Raw genomic sequence first — 22586 nt, 5'->3', positions numbered from 1 at the left:
GGAGATAAATTTGTAAATTTCATTTCTTTACTCCTTTTTATGATATTGTTTGAATATGGTTGAAGTCAAAAATATTCAGTATACGGACGTTGATGGGTGTGCGCTGAATTATCTAAAAGTTAGGAAAAAATAAAATGGTACGGAAAAAAATAGCTCTCATTGGTTCAGGTATGATTGGTGGTACTTTAGCACATATTATTGGGCTTAAAGAGCTTGCTGATGTGGTCTTATTTGATATTACAGAAGGTGTACCACAAGGTAAGGCTCTAGATATAGCCGAATCTTCTCCCGTTGATGGTTTTGATATCAGTCTAAAAGGTGCTAATGCTTATGAAGCAATTGAAGGTGCTGATGTTGTTATTGTAACAGCAGGCGTTGCACGAAAACCTGGTATGAGCCGTGATGATCTTTTGGGTATTAATTTAAAGGTTATGGAACAAGTTGGAGCTGGAATTAAAAAATACGCTTCTTCAGCGTTTGTTATTTGTGTTACAAATCCCCTTGATGTAATGGTATGGGCATTGCAGAAATTTTCAGGTCTTCCAGTGCATAAAGTGGTTGGTATGGCTGGTATTCTGGATTCAGCGCGTTTTCGTTATTTTTTATCTGAAGAATTTAAAGTCTCTGTCAAAGATGTGACAGCTTTTGTTTTAGGTGGGCATGGTGATTCAATGGTGCCCTTGGTGCGTTATTCAACAGTTGGTGGTATTTCTTTGCCTGATCTTGTTAAAATGGGTTGGACAACACAGGAAAGAATTGATCAAATTATTCAACGTACCCGTGATGGTGGTGCAGAGGTTGTTAGTTTGTTAAAAACAGGTTCTGCTTATTATGCACCAGCAGCTTCTGCTGTTTCTATGGCTGAGGCCTACCTAAAGGATACTAAGCGTGTTGTGCCTGTTGCAGCTTATCTTTCAGGAGAATATGGGGTTAATGATACCTATGTTGGGGTACCTGTTGTACTTGGTGCAGGTGGTGTTGAACGAGTCATTGAAATTGATCTTGATAAAGAAGAAAGAGGTGCTTTTGATCATTCAGTAAATGCGGTTAAAAAGCTTTGTGAAGCTTGTATTGCTCTTGTACCTAGTCTCAAGTAAATTGAACAAGATTTAATTCATTAAAATAAGTATTTAGAATGTTAAAACTTTAGGATTAATAAGATCCATAAAAGAAAAGGACAAATGCATGAATATCCATGAGTATCAGGCCAAACGTCTGCTTCATGAATATGGAGCACCAATTGCAAATGGTGTCGCTGTTTATTCTGTAGAGCAAGCTGAAAAATGGGCGGAAAAATTGCCCGGACCTCTCTATGTGGTTAAAAGTCAGATACACGCTGGTGGTCGTGGTAAGGGTAAGTTTAAAGAACTTGGTCCTGATGCAAAGGGTGGTGTTCGGCTTGCACAATCTGTTGAAGAAGTTGTTGCAAATGTTCAAGAAATGCTTGGAAAAACTTTGGTAACCAAACAAACTGGTCCAGAGGGTAAGCAGGTCAACCGCCTTTATATTGAAGATGGTGCCGATATTGAACGGGAGCTTTATCTTTCACTTTTGGTTGATCGTAGCGTTGGTCGAATTGCTTTTGTTGTTTCAACAGAAGGTGGAATGGATATTGAAACGGTTGCTGAAGAGACACCAGAAAAAATATTCACGCTTCCCATTGATGCTGTAGAGGGTGTTACTTCTGCTGATTGTGCAAGACTTTGTGATGCGTTGAAACTACAAAGTAGTGCGCGAGAAGATGGTGAAAAGCTTTTTCCGATTCTCTATAAGGCATTTTGTGAAAAAGATATGAGCCTTTTAGAAATCAATCCGCTTATTGTGATGAAAGATGGTCACTTGCGTGTTCTTGATGCGAAAGTTTCTTTTGATAATAATGCTCTGTTTCGTCATCCAGATATTTTAGAATTGCGCGATCTTTCAGAGGAAGATCCAAAGGAAATAGAAGCATCAAAGCATGATCTTGCTTATGTTGCTCTTGAGGGTACGATTGGTTGCATGGTTAATGGTGCTGGGCTTGCTATGGCAACAATGGATATCATTAAGCTTTATGGAGCAGAGCCAGCGAATTTTTTGGATGTTGGTGGTGGAGCATCAAAAGAAAAGGTGACAGCTGCTTTTAAAATTATTACGGCCGATCCAAATGTTAAGGGCATTTTAGTTAACATTTTTGGTGGTATTATGCGTTGTGATGTCATTGCTGAAGGTGTGGTTGCTGCTGTTCGTGAGGTTGGTTTAAAGGTTCCCTTGGTTGTTCGTCTTGAAGGTACTAATGTTGAGCAAGGTAAAGCAATTATCAATGAGAGTGGTTTGAATGTTATTCCTGCTGATGATTTAGATGATGCTGCCCAAAAAATTGTTGCAGCCGTGAAGGGAGCTTAAGCTATGTCAATTCTTGTGAATAAAGAGACAAAAGTTCTCGTTCAAGGGCTTACAGGAAAAACAGGAACATTTCATACAGAACAGGCGCTTGCTTATCATGGTACGCAAATGGTTGGTGGCGTTAATCCTAAAAAGGGTGGAGAAACATGGGAAGGTTCAAAAGGCGAAGCTCTTCCTATTTTCGCTAATGTTGCAGAAGCAAAAGAAAAAACAGGTGCAGATGCTTCCGTTATTTATGTTCCTCCTGCAGGGGCTGCGGCAGCTATTATAGAGGCTATAGCAGCTGAAGTTCGTTTAATTATCTGTATTACGGAAGGTATTCCCGTTATGGATATGGTTAAAGTGAAGGCGCGATTAGAAAACTCAAAGTCTCGTCTTATTGGTCCTAATTGTCCCGGTATTCTTACACCAAATGAATGTAAAATTGGTATTATGCCTGGTTCTATTTTTAGAAAAGGTTCTGTTGGGGTTGTCTCGAGGTCGGGAACTTTAACTTATGAAGCCGTTTTTCAAACGAGTCAGGAAGGTCTCGGACAAACAACTGCTATAGGGATTGGTGGCGATCCTGTTAAGGGCACTGAATTTATTGATGTGTTGGAAATGTTTTTAGCGGATGATGAAACCCAGTCTATTGTTATGATTGGTGAGATTGGTGGTTCTGCTGAAGAAGAAGCAGCACAGTTTTTGCAAGATGAAGCAAGAAAAGGTCGTAAAAAGCCAGTTGTTGGCTTTATTGCTGGCCGTACGGCTCCTCCAGGACGGACAATGGGACATGCTGGTGCTGTTATTTCTGGTGGTAAAGGTGGAGCAGAAGATAAAATTGCGGCAATGGAATCAGCTGGGATTCGTGTGTCTTCTTCGCCATCACAGATAGGTAAGACTTTGATGTCAGTTTTGAAAGGCTAAAAGAAAGTTTCACCTGAATAAGAAAAGGTTCTTAGATTCAGGTGAAAAAGCTTGAGTATAAAAAGGTAAAACTTTTTTGAATGTTCGAATCACTGCTTGTTTGTAAGCATTTAAAGGTCAAAAAGAGATATAAGGAGACGGAATAAATGTTCCGGAGAAGTATATGGCAAGGCAGGACGAAATAAATAGCCTTTTTGCACAGACATCATTTCTTTATGGTGGGAATGCGGATTATATAGATCAACTTTATGCTCAATATGAAAAAGATCCTACCAGTGTTGATTCACAGTGGCGTGCTTTTTTTGAAGGACTTCATGATAATAAAGAAGATGTTCTTAAAAATGCTGAAGGAGCAACATGGCAGCGTGATCATTGGCCATTAAAAGCAGAGGGTGAATTGATTTCTGCTCTTGATGGTGATTGGTCTTCTCTTGAAAAATATTTTGGCGATAAATTAAAGGAAAAAGCAATAACAGGTGCTGCACAAAAGGGAAAAACTTCCAGTGAACAAGATATTATTCGTGCAACACGTGATTCCGTTCATGCAATTATGATGATTCGTGCGTTTCGAGAACGGGGACATCTTCATGCGCAACTTGACCCTCTTCAATTGGCCGAAAAACAAGAAGATTATAAGGAACTTTCTCCAGAAGCTTATGGTTTTACTCCAGCTGATTACGAGCGTCCCATTTTTATTGATAATGTTTTAGGGTTGGAATATGCAACTATTCCGCAAATGCTTGAGATTCTCAATCGTACCTATTGTTCAACAATCGGTGTGGAATATATGCATGTTTCTGATCCGGTTCAGAAAGTATGGCTTCAAGAACGCATTGAAGGGCGAGATAAAAAAAATTCTTTCACACAACAAGACAAGAAAGCTATTCTGAATAAGCTTATTCAGGCAGAGGGATTCGAACAGTTTTTAGACACTAAATATAAAGGTACAAAGCGTTTTGGACTCGATGGTGGTGAGGCGCTGATTCCCGCTCTTGAACAGATTATCAAATGTGGTAGTGCTTTGGGGGTTAGGGAAGTTATTTTAGGAATGGCACATCGTGGTCGTTTAAATGTTCTTTCACAAGTTCTTGCCAAACCGCATAGGGCTATTTTTCATGAATTCAAAGGGGGATCTTACAAGCCTGATGATGTGGAGGGATCCGGTGATGTCAAATATCATTTGGGAACTACCGCTGATCTGGACTTTGATGGTAAAAAAGTTCATTTATCGCTGTTGGCCAATCCATCTCATCTTGAGATTGTTGATCCGGTTGTCATGGGAAAAGCACGTGCTAAACAAGATCAACTTATGGGACCTGCGCATACTGATTTACTCCCATTAAGTGAGCGTTCAAAAGTGATGCCATTGCTTATTCATGGTGATGCCGCTTTTGCAGGACAAGGCGTTATCCAAGAAACTTTTGGTCTTTCAGGTCTTAAAGGTTATCGTGTTGCAGGCTCACTTCATGTTATTATCAATAACCAGATTGGTTTTACAACATCTCCACGTTTTTCACGTTCTTCGCCTTATCCATCAGATGTCGCAAAAATGATTGACGCACCAATTTTCCATGTGAATGGTGATGATCCTGAGGCAGTTGTTTTTGTTGCCAAAATAGCAACAGAGTTTCGCCAAATTTTCCATAAACCAGTGGTTATTGATATGTTTTGTTATCGCCGTTATGGGCATAATGAAGGTGATGAACCTTCCTTTACGCAGCCGCTTATGTATAAAGCAATACGTAATCATAAAACAACACTTCAACTTTATAGTGACCAATTGGTAGCAGAAGGAATGGTTACTTCAGAAGAAATTGAGCAACAAAAAAAATTATGGCGCGATAAGCTTGAAGGTGAACTTGAAGCAAGTGCTTCTTATAAACCTAATAAGGCTGATTGGCTTGATGGAAGCTGGACGGGACTCAAAGCTTTTAGTAGTTCTGATGAGCAGCATTCTAGAACAACTGGTGTTGAATTAAAAACTTTAAAGGAAATTGGTCAGAAAATTGTTGAAATTCCGGCAGATTTTCACGTTCACAAAACCATTCAACGTTTTTTAAATAATCGTGCTAAAATTTTTGAAACCGGTGAGGGTGTTGACTGGGCAACTGCTGAAGCTTTAGCTTTTGGTTCACTTTGTTTGGAAGGAGCACCGGTTCGTCTTTCCGGTGAAGATGTTGAACGGGGAACTTTTTCACAACGTCATTCAGTTCTTTATGACCAAGAAAATGAGGCGCGTTATATTCCTTTGAATCATTTACAAAAGGGGCAAGCGCTTTATGACGTTGTTAATTCTATGCTTTCTGAAGAAGCTGTTCTTGGTTTTGAATATGGATATTCTCTTGCTGAACCACGAGGATTAACACTTTGGGAAGCACAATTTGGTGATTTCTCTAATGGTGCACAGGTCATTTTTGATCAATTTATTTCATCCGCAGAGCGTAAGTGGCTTCGTATGTCTGGTCTTGTGTGTTTATTGCCTCATGGTTTTGAAGGGCAAGGGCCGGAGCATTCTTCTGCACGTTTAGAACGGTTTCTTCAACTTTGTGCGGAAGATAATATGCAGGTTGCTAATTGTACAACCCCTGCAAATTATTTTCATATTTTGCGTCGACAAATTAAGCGTGATTTCCGGAAGCCATTGATTTTGATGACACCGAAATCACTTTTACGTCATAAGAGAGCTGTTTCTTTTCTCAATGAAATGGGGCCAGAAACAAGTTTTTGTCGTGTGTTGCTTGATGATGCAGAATGTCTCAAAGATTCTGTCATTAAGTTGCAAAAAGATAATAAGATTCGCCGTGTCGTTCTTTGTACTGGTAAGGTTTATTACGACCTTTATGAAGAACGTGAAAAAAGGGGTATTGATGATGTTTACCTCCTTCGTGTTGAACAGCTTTATCCTTTCCCTGCAAAAGTTTTGGTGAATGTATTATCGCGCTTTTTGCAGGCGGAAGTTTTTTGGTGCCAAGAGGAACCAAAAAACATGGGGGCTTGGTCATTTATTGAGCCTTATTTGGAATGGGTTTTGACGCATATTAATGCGCAATATTCACGTGCTCGTTATGCAGGACGTCCTGCGAGTGCGTCACCGGCCTCTGGGTTAATGGTGAAACACCTTGAACAACTGGCTGCGTTTCTTAAAGACGCGTTAGGTTCTTAATTTATTACTACTCTGATGTATGGAAAAATATTATGACTACTGAAATTCGTGTTCCTACTTTGGGCGAATCGGTTACCGAAGCAACGGTTGGCAAATGGTTTAAAAAACTTGGCGAAGCTGTCGCTATGGATGAGCCTTTGGTTGAATTAGAAACTGATAAGGTAACCGTTGAAGTTCCTTCTCCTGTTGCTGGGAAATTATCTGAAATCATTGCAAAAGAAGGCGATACGGTTGAAGTAAATGCTCTTTTAGGAGTGGTGAAAGCTGGAGAAGCTGGTATCTCCCAATCACTTTCACCTTCTGCTACACTTGTTCCAGCGGCTTCATCTGAATCGGAGAAGCCTGCTTTGAGCAGTGCAATGCCTCCTTCTCCTTCAGCAGCAAAATTGATGGCTGAAAATAATGTTGCAAAAAGCGATATTTCAGGTTCTGGAAAACGTGGACAAATTCTTAAAGAAGATGTTCTTGGTGGATTAAAACAAAGTACAAATACTCCTACACCCTCTTCTTCTGCGACGAGTTCTTCGGCAACTCCTGTCCAAGAAACACGTGAAGAGCGGGTTCGTATGACGAAATTGCGTCAAACAATTGCTCGCCGTCTTAAAGATGCACAAAATGTAGCAGCAATGTTAACCACATTTAATGAGGTTGATATGTCAGCGGTGATGGATTTGCGCAAGCGTTATAAGGATCTTTTTGAAAAGAAACATGGTGTTAAGCTTGGTTTTATGGGTTTTTTTACCAAGGCTGTTTGTCATGCATTAAAAGAACTTCCTGCTGTTAATGCAGAGATTGATGGGACAGATATTGTTTACAAAAACTATGTCAATGTTGGAATTGCTGTTGGAACGGATAAAGGGCTTGTTGTTCCAGTGGTGCGAGATGCAGAACAAATGTCATTGGCAGAGATTGAAAAAGAGATTGGTCGTTTGGGGCGTCTTGCGCGTGATGGAAAATTAGCCGTTTCTGATATGCAGGGCGGAACTTTTACCATTACCAATGGTGGTGTGTATGGATCGTTGATGTCAACACCGATTTTGAATGCACCACAATCTGGTATTTTGGGAATGCATGCGATTAAAGAGCGAGCAATGGTTGTTGAGGGTCAAGTTGTGATCCGCCCCATGATGTATTTAGCGCTTTCTTATGATCACCGTATTGTGGATGGGCAAGAAGCTGTGACTTTCCTTGTGCGTGTTAAGGAAAGCTTAGAAGATCCGGAACGCCTTGTTCTTGATTTGTAAAATACAGTTTTCAGGATGAAAGGAGAAACGGATGTCTTATGATGTGGCTGTTATCGGAGCGGGTCCAGGTGGTTATGTAGCAGCAATAAAAGCGGCGCAACTGGGACTTAAAGTAGCAATTATTGAAAAGCGTACAACATTAGGAGGAACATGTCTCAACGTTGGTTGTATTCCTTCTAAAGCGTTGTTGCATGCTTCAGAAGTGTTTTCTGAAACCCAGCATGGTTTTGAAACGCTTGGTATTTCTATTGGTAAATCTAAGCTTAATCTTGAACAAATGATGGTTCATAAGAAAGCTGTGGTGACAGCCAATACGAGTGGTGTTTCTTTTTTGATGAAAAAAAATAAAGTTGATACTTTTTTTGGGACAGCCAAAATTTTGAGTGCGGGTCATGTGGAAGTTGTTGCCAGAGATGGTAATAAACAAACAATTGAGACAAAAAATATTATTATTGCTACCGGTTCAGAGAGTTCAGGCATTCCAGGGGTGAATGTTGAAATTGATGAAAAGACTATTGTTTCTTCTACGGGAGCTCTTTCACTTGAAAAAGTACCAACGCATATGATTGTAGTAGGTGCTGGTGTCATTGGTTCAGAACTTGGATCAGTTTGGAGCCGTTTAGGTGCTAAGGTGACCATTATTGAGTATCTTAATAAAGTTTTGGGCTCAATGGATGGTGAAGTTTCACGGCAATTTCAGAAATTAATGGAAAAACAGGGGATTGAATATAAAACGGGTGCAAAGGTAACAGCTGTTACACAATCTGGCTCAACGGTTCAGGTGAGCTTTGAATCTGTCAAAGGTGGTGAATCTGAAACTTTAGAGGCTGATGTTGTGCTTATTGCTACTGGACGTTCTCCTTATACAGAGGGGCTTGGATTACAAGAGGCTGGTGTTCAGTTAGATGAACGCGGATTTATTGCAATTGATGCTCATTGGCAGACGAATGTTCCAGGAGTTTATGCGATTGGTGATGTCGTAAAAGGGCCAATGCTAGCACATAAAGCAGAGGAAGAAGGCGTTGCTGTGGCAGAAATTTTGGCAGGTCAAAAAGGGCATGTTAATTTTGATGTTATTCCTAGTGTTGTTTATACACAGCCGGAAATTGCGAGTGTAGGAAGGACAGAAGAAGAGCTAAAAACTGCTGGTATTGAATATAATGTTGGCAAATTTCCTTTTATGGCCAATGGTCGTGCACGTGCAATGCAAAAGAGTGATGGGTTCGTTAAAATCCTTTCTGATAAAAAAACAGATCGGGTATTAGGGGGGCATATTCTTGGATTTGGTGCTGGTGAAATGATCCATGAAATTGCAGTTTTAATGGAATTTGGAGGTTCATCAGAAGATCTGGGACGTTGTTGCCATGCACATCCTACCTTATCAGAAGCCGTGCGTGAGGCAGCTTTGGCAACATTTGCTAAACCACTTCATATTTAAAAAGCTTTTAAAAAGTACATTTTAAAAGGCACATGAGGCAGAAAATATTAGTGAAGCATGCAACAACATTTTAAAACTTTAAAAAAATATAACCAATTGTATTGAAATATTCCATTTGTTGTATGCTTTTCGATAATTACTGTTTTAGATATCTGTTGTGCAGTTTTGATTGATTATTCTGTTGTGCACTATCGTTTAGAGCGGTGGTGTTTAGTCTATGTAAAGTTTTATATATGGGGTAGTTTTTATACTGTTATAAAATATTTAAGATAGGATTCTGAGCCTATCTGCGTGCTTTGTGTTAAGAAAACATCTCTCAAAGTGCCCAAATCTACTTCGCGAGGGTGTTCGTGAATGGTATAGCTGTAAAAGTTCCTCTTGAAATATATGAAATTCATTCAAACTGTTATAAGACCTATTGTGCACCATCATCTTTATGTTTAGTAAAAGTACACGCTGGCATTATAATACACTTTTTCAGTTCTCAATATTGCTAAAGCTCTTTATTATTGAGAGTTTTCATAAGAGAATTTTTATTCTGTTCTTTTATCATTTTACCTCACACGCTCGTTTTGTTTGTGATGTGCAGACAAAAGATTTTAATTACTTCAATGTGAGAGAGTTTGTGATTAAGAGAATTTTACAGTATTCAGCGTTATGAATCAAGTTGAAAATAATGATTTATTGTTATAAATCAAAGCGTTATATATGAAGAGGGAAGTCAAAAGGAATTCACTCAAAGAAATTGAATTGTTTAATGATTGGTGTAGGTTAAGGATCTTTGTCATTTAAGATGAAGAGGCGAGGAATTGAATATTCTACAAAATACCGCTCTTCTTTAAAAGAGCGGTATTTTTATATCTTTTGTTTATGACACTATCTTTTGATGATAATGACAAGTTATACAGTGTGATTAAATTAGTTTTTTCTTCTCTGTTTTTCTTGATCATTGCTCGCTATGTCTTAAAAAGATGCTATGTCTCTTCTTTAGGGTTGTTAAGAAATCGCAATGTTGCCAAAATATAACGAATAGCTAAAATTTTTTTGAAAACCATAATTACACGAGAATATTAAGTTTGTTTTCATTGGGCAGTTTTGTGATAACTTAAAAAATCAAGCATATGCTTTCTATAGGTATTAAAATTGTAATTTTTTATCCTCTTGTTGTTCTCTTATAAAAGTGGGAAGCCCCATATGATCAAGATATTTAAGGAAAGGGTGGGGTGGTAATTCTTCCACATTGACCATAGTTTTAACATCCCATTCACCTGTGGCAATAAGAAGAGCTGTTGCCGCTGCTGGTACGCCAGCCGTATAGGAAATGCCTTGTGCCCCAGTTTCATGAAAAGCTTGTTTGTGATCGGCTATATTATAGATAAAAATTTCTCTCGGTTTTCCATCTTTTTCGCCTTTAATAAGATCTCCAATACAGGTTTTTCCTGTGTAGTCTGGGGCGAGAGAGGAAGGGTTGGGTAAGACGGCCTTTACGACTTTCAAGGGCACGACTTCTTGTCCTTCTGCTGTCTTAATGGGCTGTTCAGATAAGAGACCAAGATTTTTTAGAACCGTAAAAACAGTGATATAACGATCACCAAATCCCATCCAGAAACGGACATTCTCTACATCAAGATTTTTGGAAAGTGAATGAATTTCATCATGTCCTGTCATATAGGCTTTTTGTTTTCCCACAACGGGAAGATCCCATTCATGGCTGATTTCAAACATTTTATTGGAAGTCCATTTTTTATTTTGCCATGACCATACTTGTCCTGTAAATTCACGGAAGTTAATTTCTGGATCAAAATTTGTAGCAAACCAACGTCCATGATTTCCGGCATTAATATCAATAATATCAATATCTGTGATTTTATCAAAATAATCATCGCGCGCTAATGCTGCATAAGCATTCACTACACCTGGGTCAAAACCTGCTCCTAAAATAGCGGTTATACCAGCTTTTTCACATTCTGGACGCCGAGGCCATTCATAATTGCCATACCAAGGAGGTGTTTCACAAATTTTCAATGGGTCTTCATGAATTGCGGTATCGATATAAGCGCATTTGGTTTCAATACAAGCTGAAAGAACAGACATATTAAGAAAGGCAGAACCAACATTAATGACAATTTCGCATTTGGTTTTTTGGATGAGCTTTATAGTTTCTTCTACATTCATGGCATTGAGCGAATGGCTTTTGAGAACACCTTGCTCTTTCATTGTGTTTTTTTCTTTAATAGAAGCAATGATGGCTTCACATTTTTTGAGTGTTCGTGACGCAATATGAATTTCACCAAGAATATCATTGTTTTGAGCACATTTGTGTGCAACAACTTGTGCAACACCTCCGGCACCAATAATGAGAACATTTTTTTTCATTGTAGGTCCATCTCCCTTTTTAATACTGTTGTATGACGTTTTTTATGGTTTATCTTTATGAAAGGCTTTCCTGATAGTCGTTATAGCTGAATTGGCGTTGAAGTGTTAATGTACCATCGCACTCTTTGAGAACAATAGCAGGCATTGTAACGCCATTAAACCAGTTTTTCTTAACCATTGTATAACCTGCTGCATCCTGAAAAGACAGTCTATCGCCTATTTTAAGAGGTTTTTGAAATTGAAATGTTCCAAAAATATCGCCGGCAAGACAAGATTTTCCACAAATCATAATTTCGTGTGGTCCTTGATTAGGTTCTAATTTAGCATTTTCACGATAAATGAGAAGATCGAGCATATGTGCTTCAATTGAGCTATCAACGATGGCTAGATTCTTTTCATTATACAATGTGTCAAGAACACTGACTTCTAATGTGGTGCTTTTGGTAATAGCAGCTTCTCCTGGTTCTAGAAAAAGAGTGACACCATGAGTTTTAGAAAATTGTTTTAAGCGTTTTGCGAAAGCTTCTAGAGGATAATTTTCAGCCGTAAAATGGATTCCGCCGCCAAGGCTTATCCAGTCAACAGCAGAAAAAAGTTCTGCAAATTTTTCTTCCATATACCCAAGCATTTGGTTAAAAAGATTAAAGTCAGCATTTTCACAATTGTTATGGATCATCAATCCGTTGATAAGAGGCAGAACTTCTTTGATAGCGCTTTGGTTTGTTTCTCCTAAGCGGCTAAAAGGGCGTGAGGGGTTGGCAAGATCAAAATTTGATGCGCTCATTCCTGGGTTTAACCTTAAACCTCTTTGAATGGTTTTTGTTGCATCAGAAAAGCGTTGAAGCTGTTGGATGGAATTAAAGATGATTTTATCTGCATAACCACAGGCTTCATCAATTTCATCATCTGCCCAAGCCACTGAATACGCATGGGTTTCTTTGCCAAATTTTTCTCTTCCTAAACGTAGTTCATAAAGGGATGATGATGTGGTTCCATCCATGAACTCAGACATTAAATCAAAAACACTCCATGTGGCAAAACATTTTAAAGCAAGTAAAATTTTAGCTCCGGACATTTCCCGTAAAAGAGAAATTGTTTGCATGTTTTTGATGAGTTTCGATTTGTCTATAAGATAATAGGGGGTTTTTATCATCATTTATTCATTCTTTTTTGAAGGATCTTATTGCCAAGATCGACGTTTAGTACAAAGAGTAACAGAATGTCTCAAGAAAAAAGAATCTTAAGAAAAGAATCTGTTTCTGTCTAGCAAGAGAAAGGCTTTCTGTAATTACTGTTGTTTATTATGTTGAGTTTTTTGTTATGAGTATGAAAAAAAAATTATATTATGCTTTAGCTTTTGTATTTGTTAGCAGTTTTTTCATTATAACAACCACTCTTGTTAATTGGGGGCAAAATAGAAGTGACGCTAAAGCCAAACTGGTTACTCAGACTTCTGTCCAAGATAGTTCGGTGCCTCTGATTTTTACGGGGCGTAGAGAACTTAATGGTTTCAAAGGTTATCGTCATTATCGGCGTGGTTATCGTAAATACAGTGATAATTGGTGGTATCCTGAAGTGGCATTTGTTACATCACCGCACTTAAGCACAAAAGGCGCATCATTAAAAGTTGTACCAGATGCTAAAAAAGTGTTTTTAACGTCTTCTTCGGAAAAATTAGAAAAAAAAGAGCCATGGATGCTTAAACAACATATTGAATCTTGCCTTGCGCGTTATCGCTCTTATAATAAAAATGATAATAGTTTTCAGCCTTTTCATGGGGGGCGTAGGCAGTGTTTATCACGCTTTTTTAAAGGATAGAAATTAAATAAAATTTTAATTGCTTCTTGTCGTGAGCGGTATTGTTCTTACAATAAAGAGAAGACTTGTGTGGTGCGCAGTATTTTCATGCAAGCATTGTTTTTTTAAAAATTTTAAATGCTTTTAAGTTTTATTAAATCTTATTATCATTAAGTGTGGAATGGGGGGTGAGAATATAAGTTTTTGTTTTGTCGATGACAAAATATTAAGGTAAAATGGAGTTTAAAGAATGACAACACGGGAAGCAATGTTGGTATTGCTCGTTTTGCTTCCCTTTGGTGGAAGTGCTGTCATTGGCTTTTTTCGTTCGACAGCAAAAAATAATGAAGCGTGGTTTGCTGGGGTTGTCGCACTTTTCTGTCTTATTTTTACAATAATGCTTTATCCGGAAGTTCGCGGAAACCACATAGTGCGTTTAGATATTTCTTGGCTTCCAGAATGGGGAAGCGATTTGATTCTCCGCATAGATGGTTTGTCGTGGCTTTTTTGCTTGCTTATTACAGGGATTGGGCTGCTTGTTGTCATTTATTCACGTTATTACATAGATCCAGCGGATTCTGTACCGCGTTTTTTTTCCTTTTTTTTGGCCTTTATGGGATCAATGATAGGAATAGTTTTATCAGGTAATCTCATCTTTTTGGTTGTTTTCTGGGAACTTACCAGTATTTTTTCTTTTTTGCTGATCGGCTATTGGTACCATAATGCAAGTGCGCGTGAGGGTGCGCGTATGGCTCTAACGATCACAGGTTTTGGCGGCTTTGCTCTTTTTATTGGAGTTTTATTGATTGGGTATACTGTTGGCAGTTTTGATTTGGATAAGGTGCTACAGTCTGGAGATATGATCCGGTCAAGTTCTCTTTATAGTCCTATCCTTATTTGTATTTTATTGGGAGGGTTAACAAAAAGCGCGCAATTTCCCTTTCATTTTTGGCTACCTAACGCGATGGCTGCTCCAACTCCCGTATCGGCTTATTTGCATTCGGCAACAATGGTAAAAGCGGGATTGTTTTTGCTTGTTCGTTTATGGCCTGTGCTCTCTGGAACAGAATCTTGGTTTTGGCTGGTTGGCTTTTCAGGACTCTCAACTCTTCTTCTAGGTGCCTATTTTTCCATGTTTCAGCAAGACTTGAAAGGACTGCTTGCTTACTCGACTATTAGTCATCTTGGATTAATTACAACACTTTTAAGTCTTGGTAGTCCACTTGCATGTGTTGCGGCGATCTTTCATATGGCCAATCATGCTACTTTTAAAGCTTCTTTATTTATGGCTGCTGGCATTATTGATCACGAGACGGGAACACGTGATATGCGTAAACTGTCAGGGCTTTATCGTTCTATGCCTATCACAGCAACTCTTGCTTTAGTTGCGAGTGCAGCGATGGCTGGGGTTCCTTTGTTGAATGGTTTTTTATCGAAAGAGATGTTTTTTGCTGAAGCTGTTGAAACGCATATGGAATCATGGCTCGATTGGATTGCGCCTTATGTGGCAACGCTAGCTAGTCTGTTTAGTGTGACCTATTCTATACGCTTTATTCATGGCGTTTTTTTAGGACCAAAGCCTGACAATTTACCCAAGACTCCCCATGAACCACCGCATTTCATGCGTTTGCCAATGGAGCTTTTGGTGTTTATTTGTTTAGCGGTTGGTATTTTTCCTAATTTAACAATAGGACCTATTTTAGATAATGCGGTCGTGTCTGTTTTAGGACCAATGACAATTCCTTATAGTTTGGCTGTTTGGCATGGGTTTAACACTCCATTAGTGATGAGCTTTGTTGCATTATTAGGGGGCGGATTGCTCTATGCTGTTGGGCATCGTTATTTTTTATCCTGTGATGATGGGGCTCCTTTTTTCCGTCACTTAAAAGGACCGCGTATTTTTGAACGCATTCTCGTAATTATTTCTTGGAAATGGGCCCGTGCGGTGGAGTCTGCTTTGTCAACACGCCGTTTGCAGATCCAATTGCATTGGATTTTTTGGGTCTGTTTTGCCTTTGTTGGTCTTTTACTTTGGTGCGATGGTTTCATTCCAGTGGGGACATTACCGCTTTTTCCACTTGATATTCCTTTTCTCGCTCTTTGGCTGGTTGGCGGATTATGTGCGCTTTTAGTTGCTTGGCGAGCAAAGTTTCATCGTCTTGCTTCACTTATGCTTTTAGGGGGAGCTGGTTTGATGACTTGTGCAACCTTTTTATGGCTTTCTGCTCCTGATTTAGCAATAACACAATTGGTTGTTGAGGTTGTTACAGTCGTTTTATTATTGCTTGGTTTACGGTGGTTGCCTAAACGTTTGCATGACCCTGGGCCAGCTGCTGTTCATTTTTGGGTTCGCTTGCGTCGTTTCCGTGATTTCATCATATCCCTTGTAGGAGGTGCTGGTGTGGCATGGCTTTCTTTTGCAGTGATGACACGTCCCCAAGGTACAACGATTTCTGATTTTTTTCTAACGCATACTTACTCAGATGCTGGTGGTCGCAATGTTGTGAATGTGTTATTGGTTGATTTCCGTGGTTTTGATACTATGGGAGAAATTGTGGTTTTGGGTGTTGTTTCCCTTACTGTTTTTGCACTCTTACGACGTTTTCGTCCTGCGCCTGAGAGTATTGATGCGCCTTTTCAACAACGTATCCAGAAAGCCTTTGATATAGCACAGCCTAATCGAAATGTGGGAGATACAGTATTGAATTATTTAGCTGTTCCTGCTGTTATTATGGGTTGGCTCTTTCCAATTATTATCGCTTTTGCTATTTATTTATTCATGCGAGGGCATGATCTGCCAGGAGGTGGATTTGTCGGTGGTATTACTTTGGCTATAGGATTTATTTTACAATATCTTGCACGCGATATTCGGTGGGTGGAAACGCATTTGAGAGTTTTACCTTTGCGTTGGATAGGCTTTGGTTTATTATTGTCAGTCGTAACGGGGATGGGCTCTTGGTTTTTTGGATATCCTTTTTTAACATCCTTTTTTCGATATATTCATCTTCCGTTAATTGGGAAAGTTCCCATGGCATCTGCTTTTTTGTTTGATTTTGGTGTGCTTTCTCTTGTGTTAGGAGCAACTGTTCTCATTTTAATTGCACTTGCACACCAGTCAATTCGGAGTTACCGAATCGGTAAGAAACCTATTTTAAAAGAGAAGGAAAATTAATGGAAATTGTTCTTTCTTTGGGTATCGGTGTTTTTGTCGGATCAGGTATTTGGCTTGTTTTGCGTCCACGTACTTTTCAAGTCATTCTTGGTTTGTCCTTGATCTCCTATGGTGTTAATCTTTTTATATTTTCAATGAGTAGACCGCGTAGTAATGCTGCTCCAATTGTTGATCCTACCACTGTTATTAATCCAGCTAATTATGTCGATCCTCTTCCACAAGCCTTGGTTTTAACTGCGATTGTGATTGGTTTTGCAACAACAGCTTTATTTTTAGTTATCTTGTTGGTTTCACGTGGTTTAACGGGTTCTGATCACGTTGATGGACGTGAGGTGCAATAATGGAAATAGGAGTACATCATCTCCTTATTTTGCCTATTCTTTTGCCGTTAATCACTGGAGCACTTCTTCTTTTTTATGATGAACGTCGTGCAAGACTTAAATCATTCATCAGTCTTTCTTCTGCGGGACTGTTGGTCGTTACTGCCATTTTATTGATTATACGTACTCTTGAAATAGCACCGGCTTGCGATGTTTATCGACTTGGTAATTGGCCGTCTTCTTTTGGAATTGTTTTAGTCCTTGATCGCTTAAGCGCTATGATGCTTTTACTTTCCAGCTTGTTGGTGACTAGCGTGTTGGTTTTTGCGCGGGCTCATTGGTACAAAGCTGGTTCTCATTTTCAGTCACTAATGCAATTTTTTATGGTGGGGATAAATGGTGCTTTTTTGACTGGCGATTTATTTAATTTATTTGTGTTTTTTGAAGTTATGTTAACGGCTTCCTATGGGCTTGCTTTGCATGGTTCTGGTCAGACACGCGTGCGTGCAGGGTTGCATTATGTTGTGGTTAATCTTGTTGCTTCATTATTTTTTTTAGTTGGTATAGCGCTCATTTATGGAGTCGTTGGTACTCTTAATATGGCCGATTTGGCTGTTAAAATAAAATATATATCTTCTACAGATATTGTTTTGTTCGAAATAGGTGTTGCACTTTTAGGTATTGCTTTTTTGCTTAAAGCGGGTATGTGGCCGCTTAATTTTTGGTTGGTGCCAACTTACAGTGCAGCAGCAGCGCCTGTTGGAGCTTCTTTTGCACTTTTGAGCAAGGTTGGTATTTATATTATTTTACGTTTAACGTTGCTATGGTTTGGTCCTGAAAGTGAATATTTTAACCATTTTGGTCATACGGTTTTGTTTTATGGTGGGCTTGCCACTATGATTGTTGGTTTTATTGGGGTATTGGCGAGCCAAGTTTTGGTGCGTTTGGCAGCTTATAGCGTTCTTGTCTCTTCTGGTACATTGTTGGCTGCGATTGGGATAGGCAATACAGCACTGACAGCAGGCGCACTTTTTTATATTGTTTCTTCAACTTTAGCACTGGGAGCTTTTTTTCTTTTGGTAGAGTTAGTTGAACGCTGTCAAGATGTGGCTGCTAATGTTCTTGCTGTCACAATGGAGGTGTATGGTGACGATGAAGAGGAGGAAGAAGATGAAGTTGGCATCTATTTTCCAGTAACCTTGGCAATTCTTGGAGCTTGTTTTGGTATCTGTGCCATTTTGATTATTGGATTGCCGCCTTTTTCTGGTTTTGTTGCTAAATTTATGATGTTCATGGCAATTTTAAACCACAGTAGAGAGGATTTTTCTGCTTCTCTTCCGGTTTACCAAGATTGGCTTTTTGTAGTTTTTGTCACTCTCTCTGGTTTTGCGGCTTTGATTGCATTGACACGAACGGGTATCCGAACTTTTTGGGTTTCTCTTGAAGGGCGTATTCCTCGTGTGCAAGTGATAGAATTTGCGCCTATTGCCGTTCTCCTTGCTTTGTGTTTTCTTATAACAATTGTAGCCAGTCCTGTTAGTCATTATATGTCTGAAACTGCTAAGACTTTGTATGAACCTCAAAACTATATTGGGAGCGTTTTAACGGATTTTTCTCTCGAAAATAGGGAGATAAGTAAATGAATCGTTTTTGTCCTTCCCCTTTTTTCAGTGGTGTCATTGTCCTTATGTGGCTTATTTTAAATGGTTTTAGTTTAGGGCAATTGCTTTTAGGGATTTTAACCGCTTTGTTTTGTGGTTGGATGATACGGCTTCTGGAGCCGGAGAAGGTTGTTATTAAAAGCTGGAGTGCGGTTTTTCGTCTCGTTTTTCGAGTATTTATAGATTCTATATTCTCAAATGTTTCGGTGGCTTGGTTTGTTTTAACAAAAAGGTCTCGAGAGCAGAAATCTGGTTTTATTGTAGTACCTCTTCTGCTTCATAATCGCACTGCTTTGGCTATTTTAGCATGTATCCTTTCGGCAACCCCTGGAACTGCTTGGGTTGCCTATAATAGTAAAAAGGGTGAACTTTTGCTTCATGTCTTAAATTTAAAAAATGGATATGATTACAAACAGTTGATCAAACAACGGTATGAGCAATTGCTTTTGGAGATTTTTTTATGAATATGGTGATTCTTTATTGGGGGCTTTTCTTTTCACAGTTTTTTTTAAGTTTAGCGGTGATTTTCGCGCTGTTTCGGTTGATTCGTGGTCCACGGGCGCAGGATAGAATTGTTGGTTTGGATGCCCTTTATATAACCACTATTCTTTTGTTTCTTACATTCGATATTCGTTCAGGAACAACCACTTATTTTGTCGCAGCTCTCATTATTGGATTGTTGGGATCTGTCTCAAGCATCGCTTTGGCGAAATTTCTTATGCGGGGGGAGATTATTGAATGAAAGATGATATATCGCTTGTTGTTGCTATTGCTATCACAGTTTTCTTAATATTAGGGTCTGGATTGACATTGATCGCAACGATAGGTTTGGTGCTTTTTTCTAATTTTTATAAGCGTTTGCATATGCTTTCAGTATGTACGAGTTGGGGCGTTGGTAGTATTCTTATTTCTTCATTTCTTTATTCAATATTTGTGGACCATTATTTTGTTTTTCATGAAGTGTTGCTAATGTTTTTTTTATTTTTAACAGCACCGGTAGCTTCTATGTTGCTCTCACATACAGCAGCTTATCGACATCATTCAGAAGAACAGTCAGAAAAACCGCTGGCTCTTTTATTACACCAGACGGAGGAAAAGTTACCCACGTCAGAAGGAAAATCAAGAGATGAGAGCCAGCGCGGTTCTTGAAATGTAAGAACCTTCTTTATTCTGTGCTTTTTTCTTCTACACAGTGGATGGGCTTTTCTTCTTTTGGATCATTAATAAGATCGTAAAATATGGCTTCATTTTTAGTTATCCACCAAATGTATTGACCACCCACATATTTTCCTCCAGAAGCGGCAATTACATTAGAACCAACGATGCGCTTACCGTTCCATTTTAAATCAACAAGCGCAATATTGCCAGCATTATGATAAGTTGCCTCAACATGCTCTTTGCTTGTTCCCATGTCGCATTGATAGGAGACGGTCTCTGTTGTTGGTTCTGGATCATTTGGTACTTCAATGACTAAAGAACTTGCTAATGCATTAATTGAACCGAGGAGGAACACACTTAAAGTAATGAAAAATTGTTTAGTAAAAGAAATTTTTTTCATAATATTTCCCGTGTTATTTAAAATAATAATGTTGACTCATCTTTACATAGGATAGGTTTTTTTTCTTCTGGATCCTGAGCAAGGTCATAAAGCGTGACTTCTTTGTTCTTTTCCCACCAGATGTACTGAGCTCCTGCAAATTTTGCTCCTGTTGCCGCGATGACATTAGCAGCAATGACACGATCACCGTTCCATTTGAAATCAACCAACGAAATATTGTCAGCATTAAGATAAACTGCCTCTACGCGCTCTTTACCTGTTTCAGTATCACACTGATAGGTAATGGTCTCTGTTTTGGGCTCTGGATTGTCTGGTACTTCAATGATTAAAGAACCAGCTAAGCTATTGTTTGAGCTGAAGAGTGATAAACTTAAAGCGGTGAAAAATCCTAAAATGTGCAAAGTTTTTTTCATGATGCTTCCCTATATTCCTAATATTGTGCACAAAGAATAATTTGACTGATACGATGGTGTCTACGGCAGGATTCGAACCTGCGACCCCAGGATTCATACCACTTCGATTTTCACCGCCAGCCTTATCGGCTGTTTGTGGTCTGGACTGTCTCTTCACCTTGAAGCTTTTGCTCTTTAGGTGCTGCCCGTTCAGTCTCTACACCTTTCTCTCATTTGAAAAGAGACTTGGCTCGGGATTGGCATATAGTCGCCCATGAAGCTTTCCCCGAATTTGAGCAGATTCACTTTGAGGATTTCTTCTCAAAGTGCCCAATTTCTTTAGGAATCCTGTGCTCTATCCTACTGAGCTACGCAGACATCATCATGTTAATCTTTAATAGAAGTATAAAAACGAATCAATTATATTCAATATGAATTAACGAATTTCTGTTAATTTTTGTTCCAAAAAGGATAAAACGGCATCTGGTGAAACATTTTTTGCAATAAATGATTGGCCAAGTCCGCGTGTTAAGATGAAAGTCAAATTGTTTTGCGAAACTTTTTTATCTTGGGCAATGAGAGTCATTAAAGTTTCAGCATCTGGTAGACACCCTGGGATATCCTTTAATTGTGTAGGCAATCCTATAGATTTGAAGTGCGCTTCAATGCGTTGTGTAAGCGTGGGGCTTATTAAATTTAATTGAGCAGAAAATTGATGAGCTAGAATCATCCCAATTGCTACACTTTCGCCATGGATTAAACGGTTGGAGTCATAAGCGGTTGCTGTTTCAAGCATGTGTCCAAATGTATGGCCGAGATTTAAGAGTGCGCGCTCTCCTTTCTCATGTTCGTCACGTGCTACAATGGCAGCTTTAAATTGGCATGAGCGAACAATGGCCTCTGTTCGCATAGGGCCATTAGAGAAAATTTTCTGCCCATTTTTTTCAAGCCACTCAAAAAAGTCAGGTTGGTTAATGAGACCGTATTTTACTATTTCTGCGTAGCCAGCGCGAAATTCGCGCGGTGGCAGGGTATCAAGAAGACACGTGTCAGCAATAACGCATTGTGGTTGATAAAAGGCACCAATAAGATTTTTGCCATATTGGCTATTGATTCCCGTTTTTCCACCAACAGAGGAATCAATTTGTGCAAGAAGCGTTGTGGGCATTTGAATGAAGTTCATGCCACGGCGGATTATACTTGCCGCAAATCCTGCTAGATCACCAATGACACCACCGCCAAAAGCAATAACACAGTCGCCTCTTTCTAAGCGTGCAGCAAGAATTTGATCGATGACAACTTGCAGGGTTGAAAATGATTTTGATTGTTCTCCTGCTTCTACAATAATAGGGACAGTATGAATTTTATTTTTTGTTAATTCTGCTTGCAATATCTCCAAATGAAGGGAAGCAACATTTGTATCTGTAACAAGTGCCAAGCGCGTTTGATGAGGATCTTTTTTATTAAGAGCATGTTTAATTTGTGAAGCAGCTTGTGTAATCAGACCCGGACCAATGATGATATCGTAACAGTGTTTGTCCAGTTTAACAGTGACGGTTTTGGTTTGCATGCTGGTTATCCCTATTGTTAATTTCTGTGTATAGGTAGTGCTGTACGGATCGTATAACATTTTGTGCTACGGTATGACGGCTTTCTTTATGACTGTTAATTGTTAAGTTTGCCTTTGCATAGATAGGATAACGCTGTTCCATGAGTTTTTGCATGGTTTCTTTAGGATTGGCTGTTTGAAGCAGGGGACGTGTTGGGTGCTTTGAGACACGTTGCATGAGGATATCAAGATCGACTTTTAGCCATATGGATATACCATTTTGGTGAATGGCTTTTCGGATATTTTCATTTATGTAGGCACCACCACCTGTTGCTAAAACAAGGGGACTTTTTTTCATGAGATTTAGAATAACACGCTGTTCAAGAGCACGAAATTCGGATTCACCATAAATTTCAAAGAGTTCCGTGATTGTCATTTGTGCAGCTTTTTCAATTTCTTGGTCAGAATCATAAAAAGGTAAACGAAGCATGGTGGCGACGCGTTTTCCGATCACTGATTTGCCTGCCCCCATAAGACCAACAAGGACAAGTGCTCTTTTATCAAGGGACGATAAGAGCTGATTCTTTATTTGTGTTATGGGGACGCGTTTTTGTCGATTGCTTTTCAT

General features: G+C 39.1%; 19 protein-coding genes. 13 read left to right on the top strand and 6 right to left on the bottom strand.

The window, feature by feature from the left end:
• Positions 1-134 precede the first annotated feature (134 nt).
• The 6 genes from mdh (at position 135) to lpdA (ending at position 9133) form a co-directional block, all read left to right on the top strand.
• Positions 135-1097 (top strand): malate dehydrogenase, encoded by a 963-nt coding sequence (gene mdh, locus ACFIMG_RS07510; protein ID WP_375678872.1) that lies wholly within the window; start codon positions 135-137, stop codon positions 1095-1097.
• An 88-nt stretch (positions 1098-1185) separates the two neighbouring features.
• Complete coding sequence (gene sucC / locus ACFIMG_RS07505) at positions 1186-2382, top strand: ADP-forming succinate--CoA ligase subunit beta (protein WP_375612755.1); 1197 nt, start codon at positions 1186-1188, stop codon at positions 2380-2382.
• A gap of 3 nt (positions 2383-2385) precedes the next feature.
• Positions 2386-3288, top strand: a complete 903-nt coding sequence (sucD, locus tag ACFIMG_RS07500) for a succinate--CoA ligase subunit alpha (protein ID WP_375678873.1) — start codon at positions 2386-2388, stop codon at positions 3286-3288.
• A gap of 163 nt (positions 3289-3451) precedes the next feature.
• Positions 3452-6451: a 2-oxoglutarate dehydrogenase E1 component gene (locus ACFIMG_RS07495; protein WP_375678874.1), complete on the top strand. Its 3000-nt coding sequence runs from the start codon at positions 3452-3454 to the stop codon at positions 6449-6451.
• A 32-nt stretch (positions 6452-6483) separates the two neighbouring features.
• A complete protein-coding gene (odhB, locus tag ACFIMG_RS07490) occupies positions 6484-7695 on the top strand; it encodes a 2-oxoglutarate dehydrogenase complex dihydrolipoyllysine-residue succinyltransferase (protein ID WP_375678875.1) in 1212 nt (403 codons plus the stop codon).
• Between the two features lie 31 nt (positions 7696-7726).
• Positions 7727-9133 (top strand): dihydrolipoyl dehydrogenase, encoded by a 1407-nt coding sequence (gene lpdA, locus ACFIMG_RS07485; protein WP_375678876.1) that lies wholly within the window; start codon positions 7727-7729, stop codon positions 9131-9133.
• 1137 nt (positions 9134-10270) lie between these two features.
• Here lpdA and ACFIMG_RS07480 read toward each other — a convergent pair.
• Both ACFIMG_RS07480 and ACFIMG_RS07475 read right to left on the bottom strand, forming a co-directional pair.
• Entirely contained in the window at positions 10271-11509 is a 1239-nt protein-coding gene (locus ACFIMG_RS07480; RefSeq protein WP_375678878.1) for a saccharopine dehydrogenase NADP-binding domain-containing protein, read from the bottom strand.
• A gap of 55 nt (positions 11510-11564) precedes the next feature.
• On the bottom strand, positions 11565-12662 hold the full coding sequence (locus ACFIMG_RS07475) for a carboxynorspermidine decarboxylase (protein ID WP_375678887.1): 1098 nt from the start codon (positions 12660-12662) through the stop codon (positions 11565-11567).
• Positions 12663-12829: 167 nt separating this feature from the next.
• On the opposite strand from ACFIMG_RS07475, the gene ACFIMG_RS07470 reads away from it, so the two are divergent.
• The 7 genes from ACFIMG_RS07470 (at position 12830) to mnhG (ending at position 19608) form a co-directional block, all read left to right on the top strand.
• A complete protein-coding gene (locus tag ACFIMG_RS07470) occupies positions 12830-13327 on the top strand; it encodes a BA14K family protein (protein ID WP_375628553.1) in 498 nt (165 codons plus the stop codon).
• 229 nt (positions 13328-13556) lie between these two features.
• Positions 13557-16478: a monovalent cation/H+ antiporter subunit A gene (locus ACFIMG_RS07465; protein WP_375678879.1), complete on the top strand. Its 2922-nt coding sequence runs from the start codon at positions 13557-13559 to the stop codon at positions 16476-16478.
• Positions 16478-16819 (top strand): Na+/H+ antiporter subunit C, encoded by a 342-nt coding sequence (locus ACFIMG_RS07460; protein WP_273790150.1) that lies wholly within the window; start codon positions 16478-16480, stop codon positions 16817-16819. The genes ACFIMG_RS07465 and ACFIMG_RS07460 overlap by 1 nt, the downstream gene beginning before the upstream one ends.
• Complete coding sequence (locus ACFIMG_RS07455; RefSeq protein ID WP_375678880.1) at positions 16819-18441, top strand: monovalent cation/H+ antiporter subunit D; 1623 nt, start codon at positions 16819-16821, stop codon at positions 18439-18441. Before ACFIMG_RS07460 ends, ACFIMG_RS07455 begins: the two co-directional genes overlap by 1 nt.
• The gene (locus ACFIMG_RS07450) at positions 18438-18923 is read left to right on the top strand and encodes a Na+/H+ antiporter subunit E (RefSeq protein ID WP_375612748.1); all 486 of its coding nucleotides are present in this window, start codon (positions 18438-18440) and stop codon (positions 18921-18923) included. Before ACFIMG_RS07455 ends, ACFIMG_RS07450 begins: the two co-directional genes overlap by 4 nt.
• A complete protein-coding gene (locus ACFIMG_RS07445; protein WP_375678881.1) occupies positions 18920-19201 on the top strand; it encodes a K+/H+ antiporter subunit F in 282 nt (93 codons plus the stop codon). Before ACFIMG_RS07450 ends, ACFIMG_RS07445 begins: the two co-directional genes overlap by 4 nt.
• On the top strand, positions 19198-19608 hold the full coding sequence (gene mnhG, locus ACFIMG_RS07440; protein WP_375678882.1) for a monovalent cation/H(+) antiporter subunit G: 411 nt from the start codon (positions 19198-19200) through the stop codon (positions 19606-19608). The genes ACFIMG_RS07445 and mnhG overlap by 4 nt, the downstream gene beginning before the upstream one ends.
• Before the next feature lie 16 nt (positions 19609-19624).
• Here the strand turns inward: mnhG and ACFIMG_RS07435 are convergent, their stop codons facing one another.
• From ACFIMG_RS07435 to ACFIMG_RS07420, 4 genes are all read right to left on the bottom strand, one after another.
• On the bottom strand, positions 19625-20017 hold the full coding sequence (locus ACFIMG_RS07435; protein ID WP_375633929.1) for an MliC family protein: 393 nt from the start codon (positions 20015-20017) through the stop codon (positions 19625-19627).
• 17 nt (positions 20018-20034) lie between these two features.
• Positions 20035-20430, bottom strand: a complete 396-nt coding sequence (locus ACFIMG_RS07430; RefSeq protein ID WP_375617422.1) for an MliC family protein — start codon at positions 20428-20430, stop codon at positions 20035-20037.
• A gap of 415 nt (positions 20431-20845) precedes the next feature.
• Positions 20846-21979: a 3-dehydroquinate synthase gene (gene aroB / locus ACFIMG_RS07425; RefSeq protein WP_375620917.1), complete on the bottom strand. Its 1134-nt coding sequence runs from the start codon at positions 21977-21979 to the stop codon at positions 20846-20848.
• A complete protein-coding gene (locus tag ACFIMG_RS07420) occupies positions 21954-22586 on the bottom strand; it encodes a shikimate kinase (RefSeq protein ID WP_375606223.1) in 633 nt (210 codons plus the stop codon). The genes aroB and ACFIMG_RS07420 overlap by 26 nt, the downstream gene beginning before the upstream one ends.

This window comes from Bartonella sp. AP11XZML (assembly GCF_042196445.1).
Classification (GTDB): domain Bacteria; phylum Pseudomonadota; class Alphaproteobacteria; order Rhizobiales; family Rhizobiaceae; genus Bartonella.
Note: the sequence above shows the minus strand (reverse complement) of the source record. Positions and strands in the feature narration are given on the sequence as shown.

Excerpts from the sequence above, each read along its gene's own strand:
- mdh (WP_375678872.1), top strand. The coding sequence starts at position 135 with ATGGTACGGAAAAAAATAGCTCTCATTGGTTCAGGTATGATTGGTGGT.
- sucC (WP_375612755.1), top strand. The coding sequence starts at position 1,186 with ATGAATATCCATGAGTATCAGGCCAAACGTCTGCTTCATGAATATGGA.
- sucD (WP_375678873.1), top strand. The coding sequence starts at position 2,386 with ATGTCAATTCTTGTGAATAAAGAGACAAAAGTTCTCGTTCAAGGGCTT.
- ACFIMG_RS07495 (WP_375678874.1), top strand. The coding sequence starts at position 3,452 with ATGGCAAGGCAGGACGAAATAAATAGCCTTTTTGCACAGACATCATTT.
- odhB (WP_375678875.1), top strand. The coding sequence starts at position 6,484 with ATGACTACTGAAATTCGTGTTCCTACTTTGGGCGAATCGGTTACCGAA.
- lpdA (WP_375678876.1), top strand. The coding sequence starts at position 7,727 with ATGTCTTATGATGTGGCTGTTATCGGAGCGGGTCCAGGTGGTTATGTA.
- ACFIMG_RS07480 (WP_375678878.1), bottom strand. The coding sequence starts at position 11,509 with ATGAAAAAAAATGTTCTCATTATTGGTGCCGGAGGTGTTGCACAAGTT.
- ACFIMG_RS07475 (WP_375678887.1), bottom strand. The coding sequence starts at position 12,662 with ATGATAAAAACCCCCTATTATCTTATAGACAAATCGAAACTCATCAAA.
- ACFIMG_RS07470 (WP_375628553.1), top strand. The coding sequence starts at position 12,830 with ATGAGTATGAAAAAAAAATTATATTATGCTTTAGCTTTTGTATTTGTT.
- ACFIMG_RS07465 (WP_375678879.1), top strand. The coding sequence starts at position 13,557 with ATGACAACACGGGAAGCAATGTTGGTATTGCTCGTTTTGCTTCCCTTT.
- ACFIMG_RS07460 (WP_273790150.1), top strand. The coding sequence starts at position 16,478 with ATGGAAATTGTTCTTTCTTTGGGTATCGGTGTTTTTGTCGGATCAGGT.
- ACFIMG_RS07455 (WP_375678880.1), top strand. The coding sequence starts at position 16,819 with ATGGAAATAGGAGTACATCATCTCCTTATTTTGCCTATTCTTTTGCCG.
- ACFIMG_RS07450 (WP_375612748.1), top strand. The coding sequence starts at position 18,438 with ATGAATCGTTTTTGTCCTTCCCCTTTTTTCAGTGGTGTCATTGTCCTT.
- ACFIMG_RS07445 (WP_375678881.1), top strand. The coding sequence starts at position 18,920 with ATGAATATGGTGATTCTTTATTGGGGGCTTTTCTTTTCACAGTTTTTT.
- mnhG (WP_375678882.1), top strand. The coding sequence starts at position 19,198 with ATGAAAGATGATATATCGCTTGTTGTTGCTATTGCTATCACAGTTTTC.
- ACFIMG_RS07435 (WP_375633929.1), bottom strand. The coding sequence starts at position 20,017 with ATGAAAAAAATTTCTTTTACTAAACAATTTTTCATTACTTTAAGTGTG.
- ACFIMG_RS07430 (WP_375617422.1), bottom strand. The coding sequence starts at position 20,430 with ATGAAAAAAACTTTGCACATTTTAGGATTTTTCACCGCTTTAAGTTTA.
- aroB (WP_375620917.1), bottom strand. The coding sequence starts at position 21,979 with ATGCAAACCAAAACCGTCACTGTTAAACTGGACAAACACTGTTACGAT.
- ACFIMG_RS07420 (WP_375606223.1), bottom strand. The coding sequence starts at position 22,586 with ATGAAAAGCAATCGACAAAAACGCGTCCCCATAACACAAATAAAGAAT.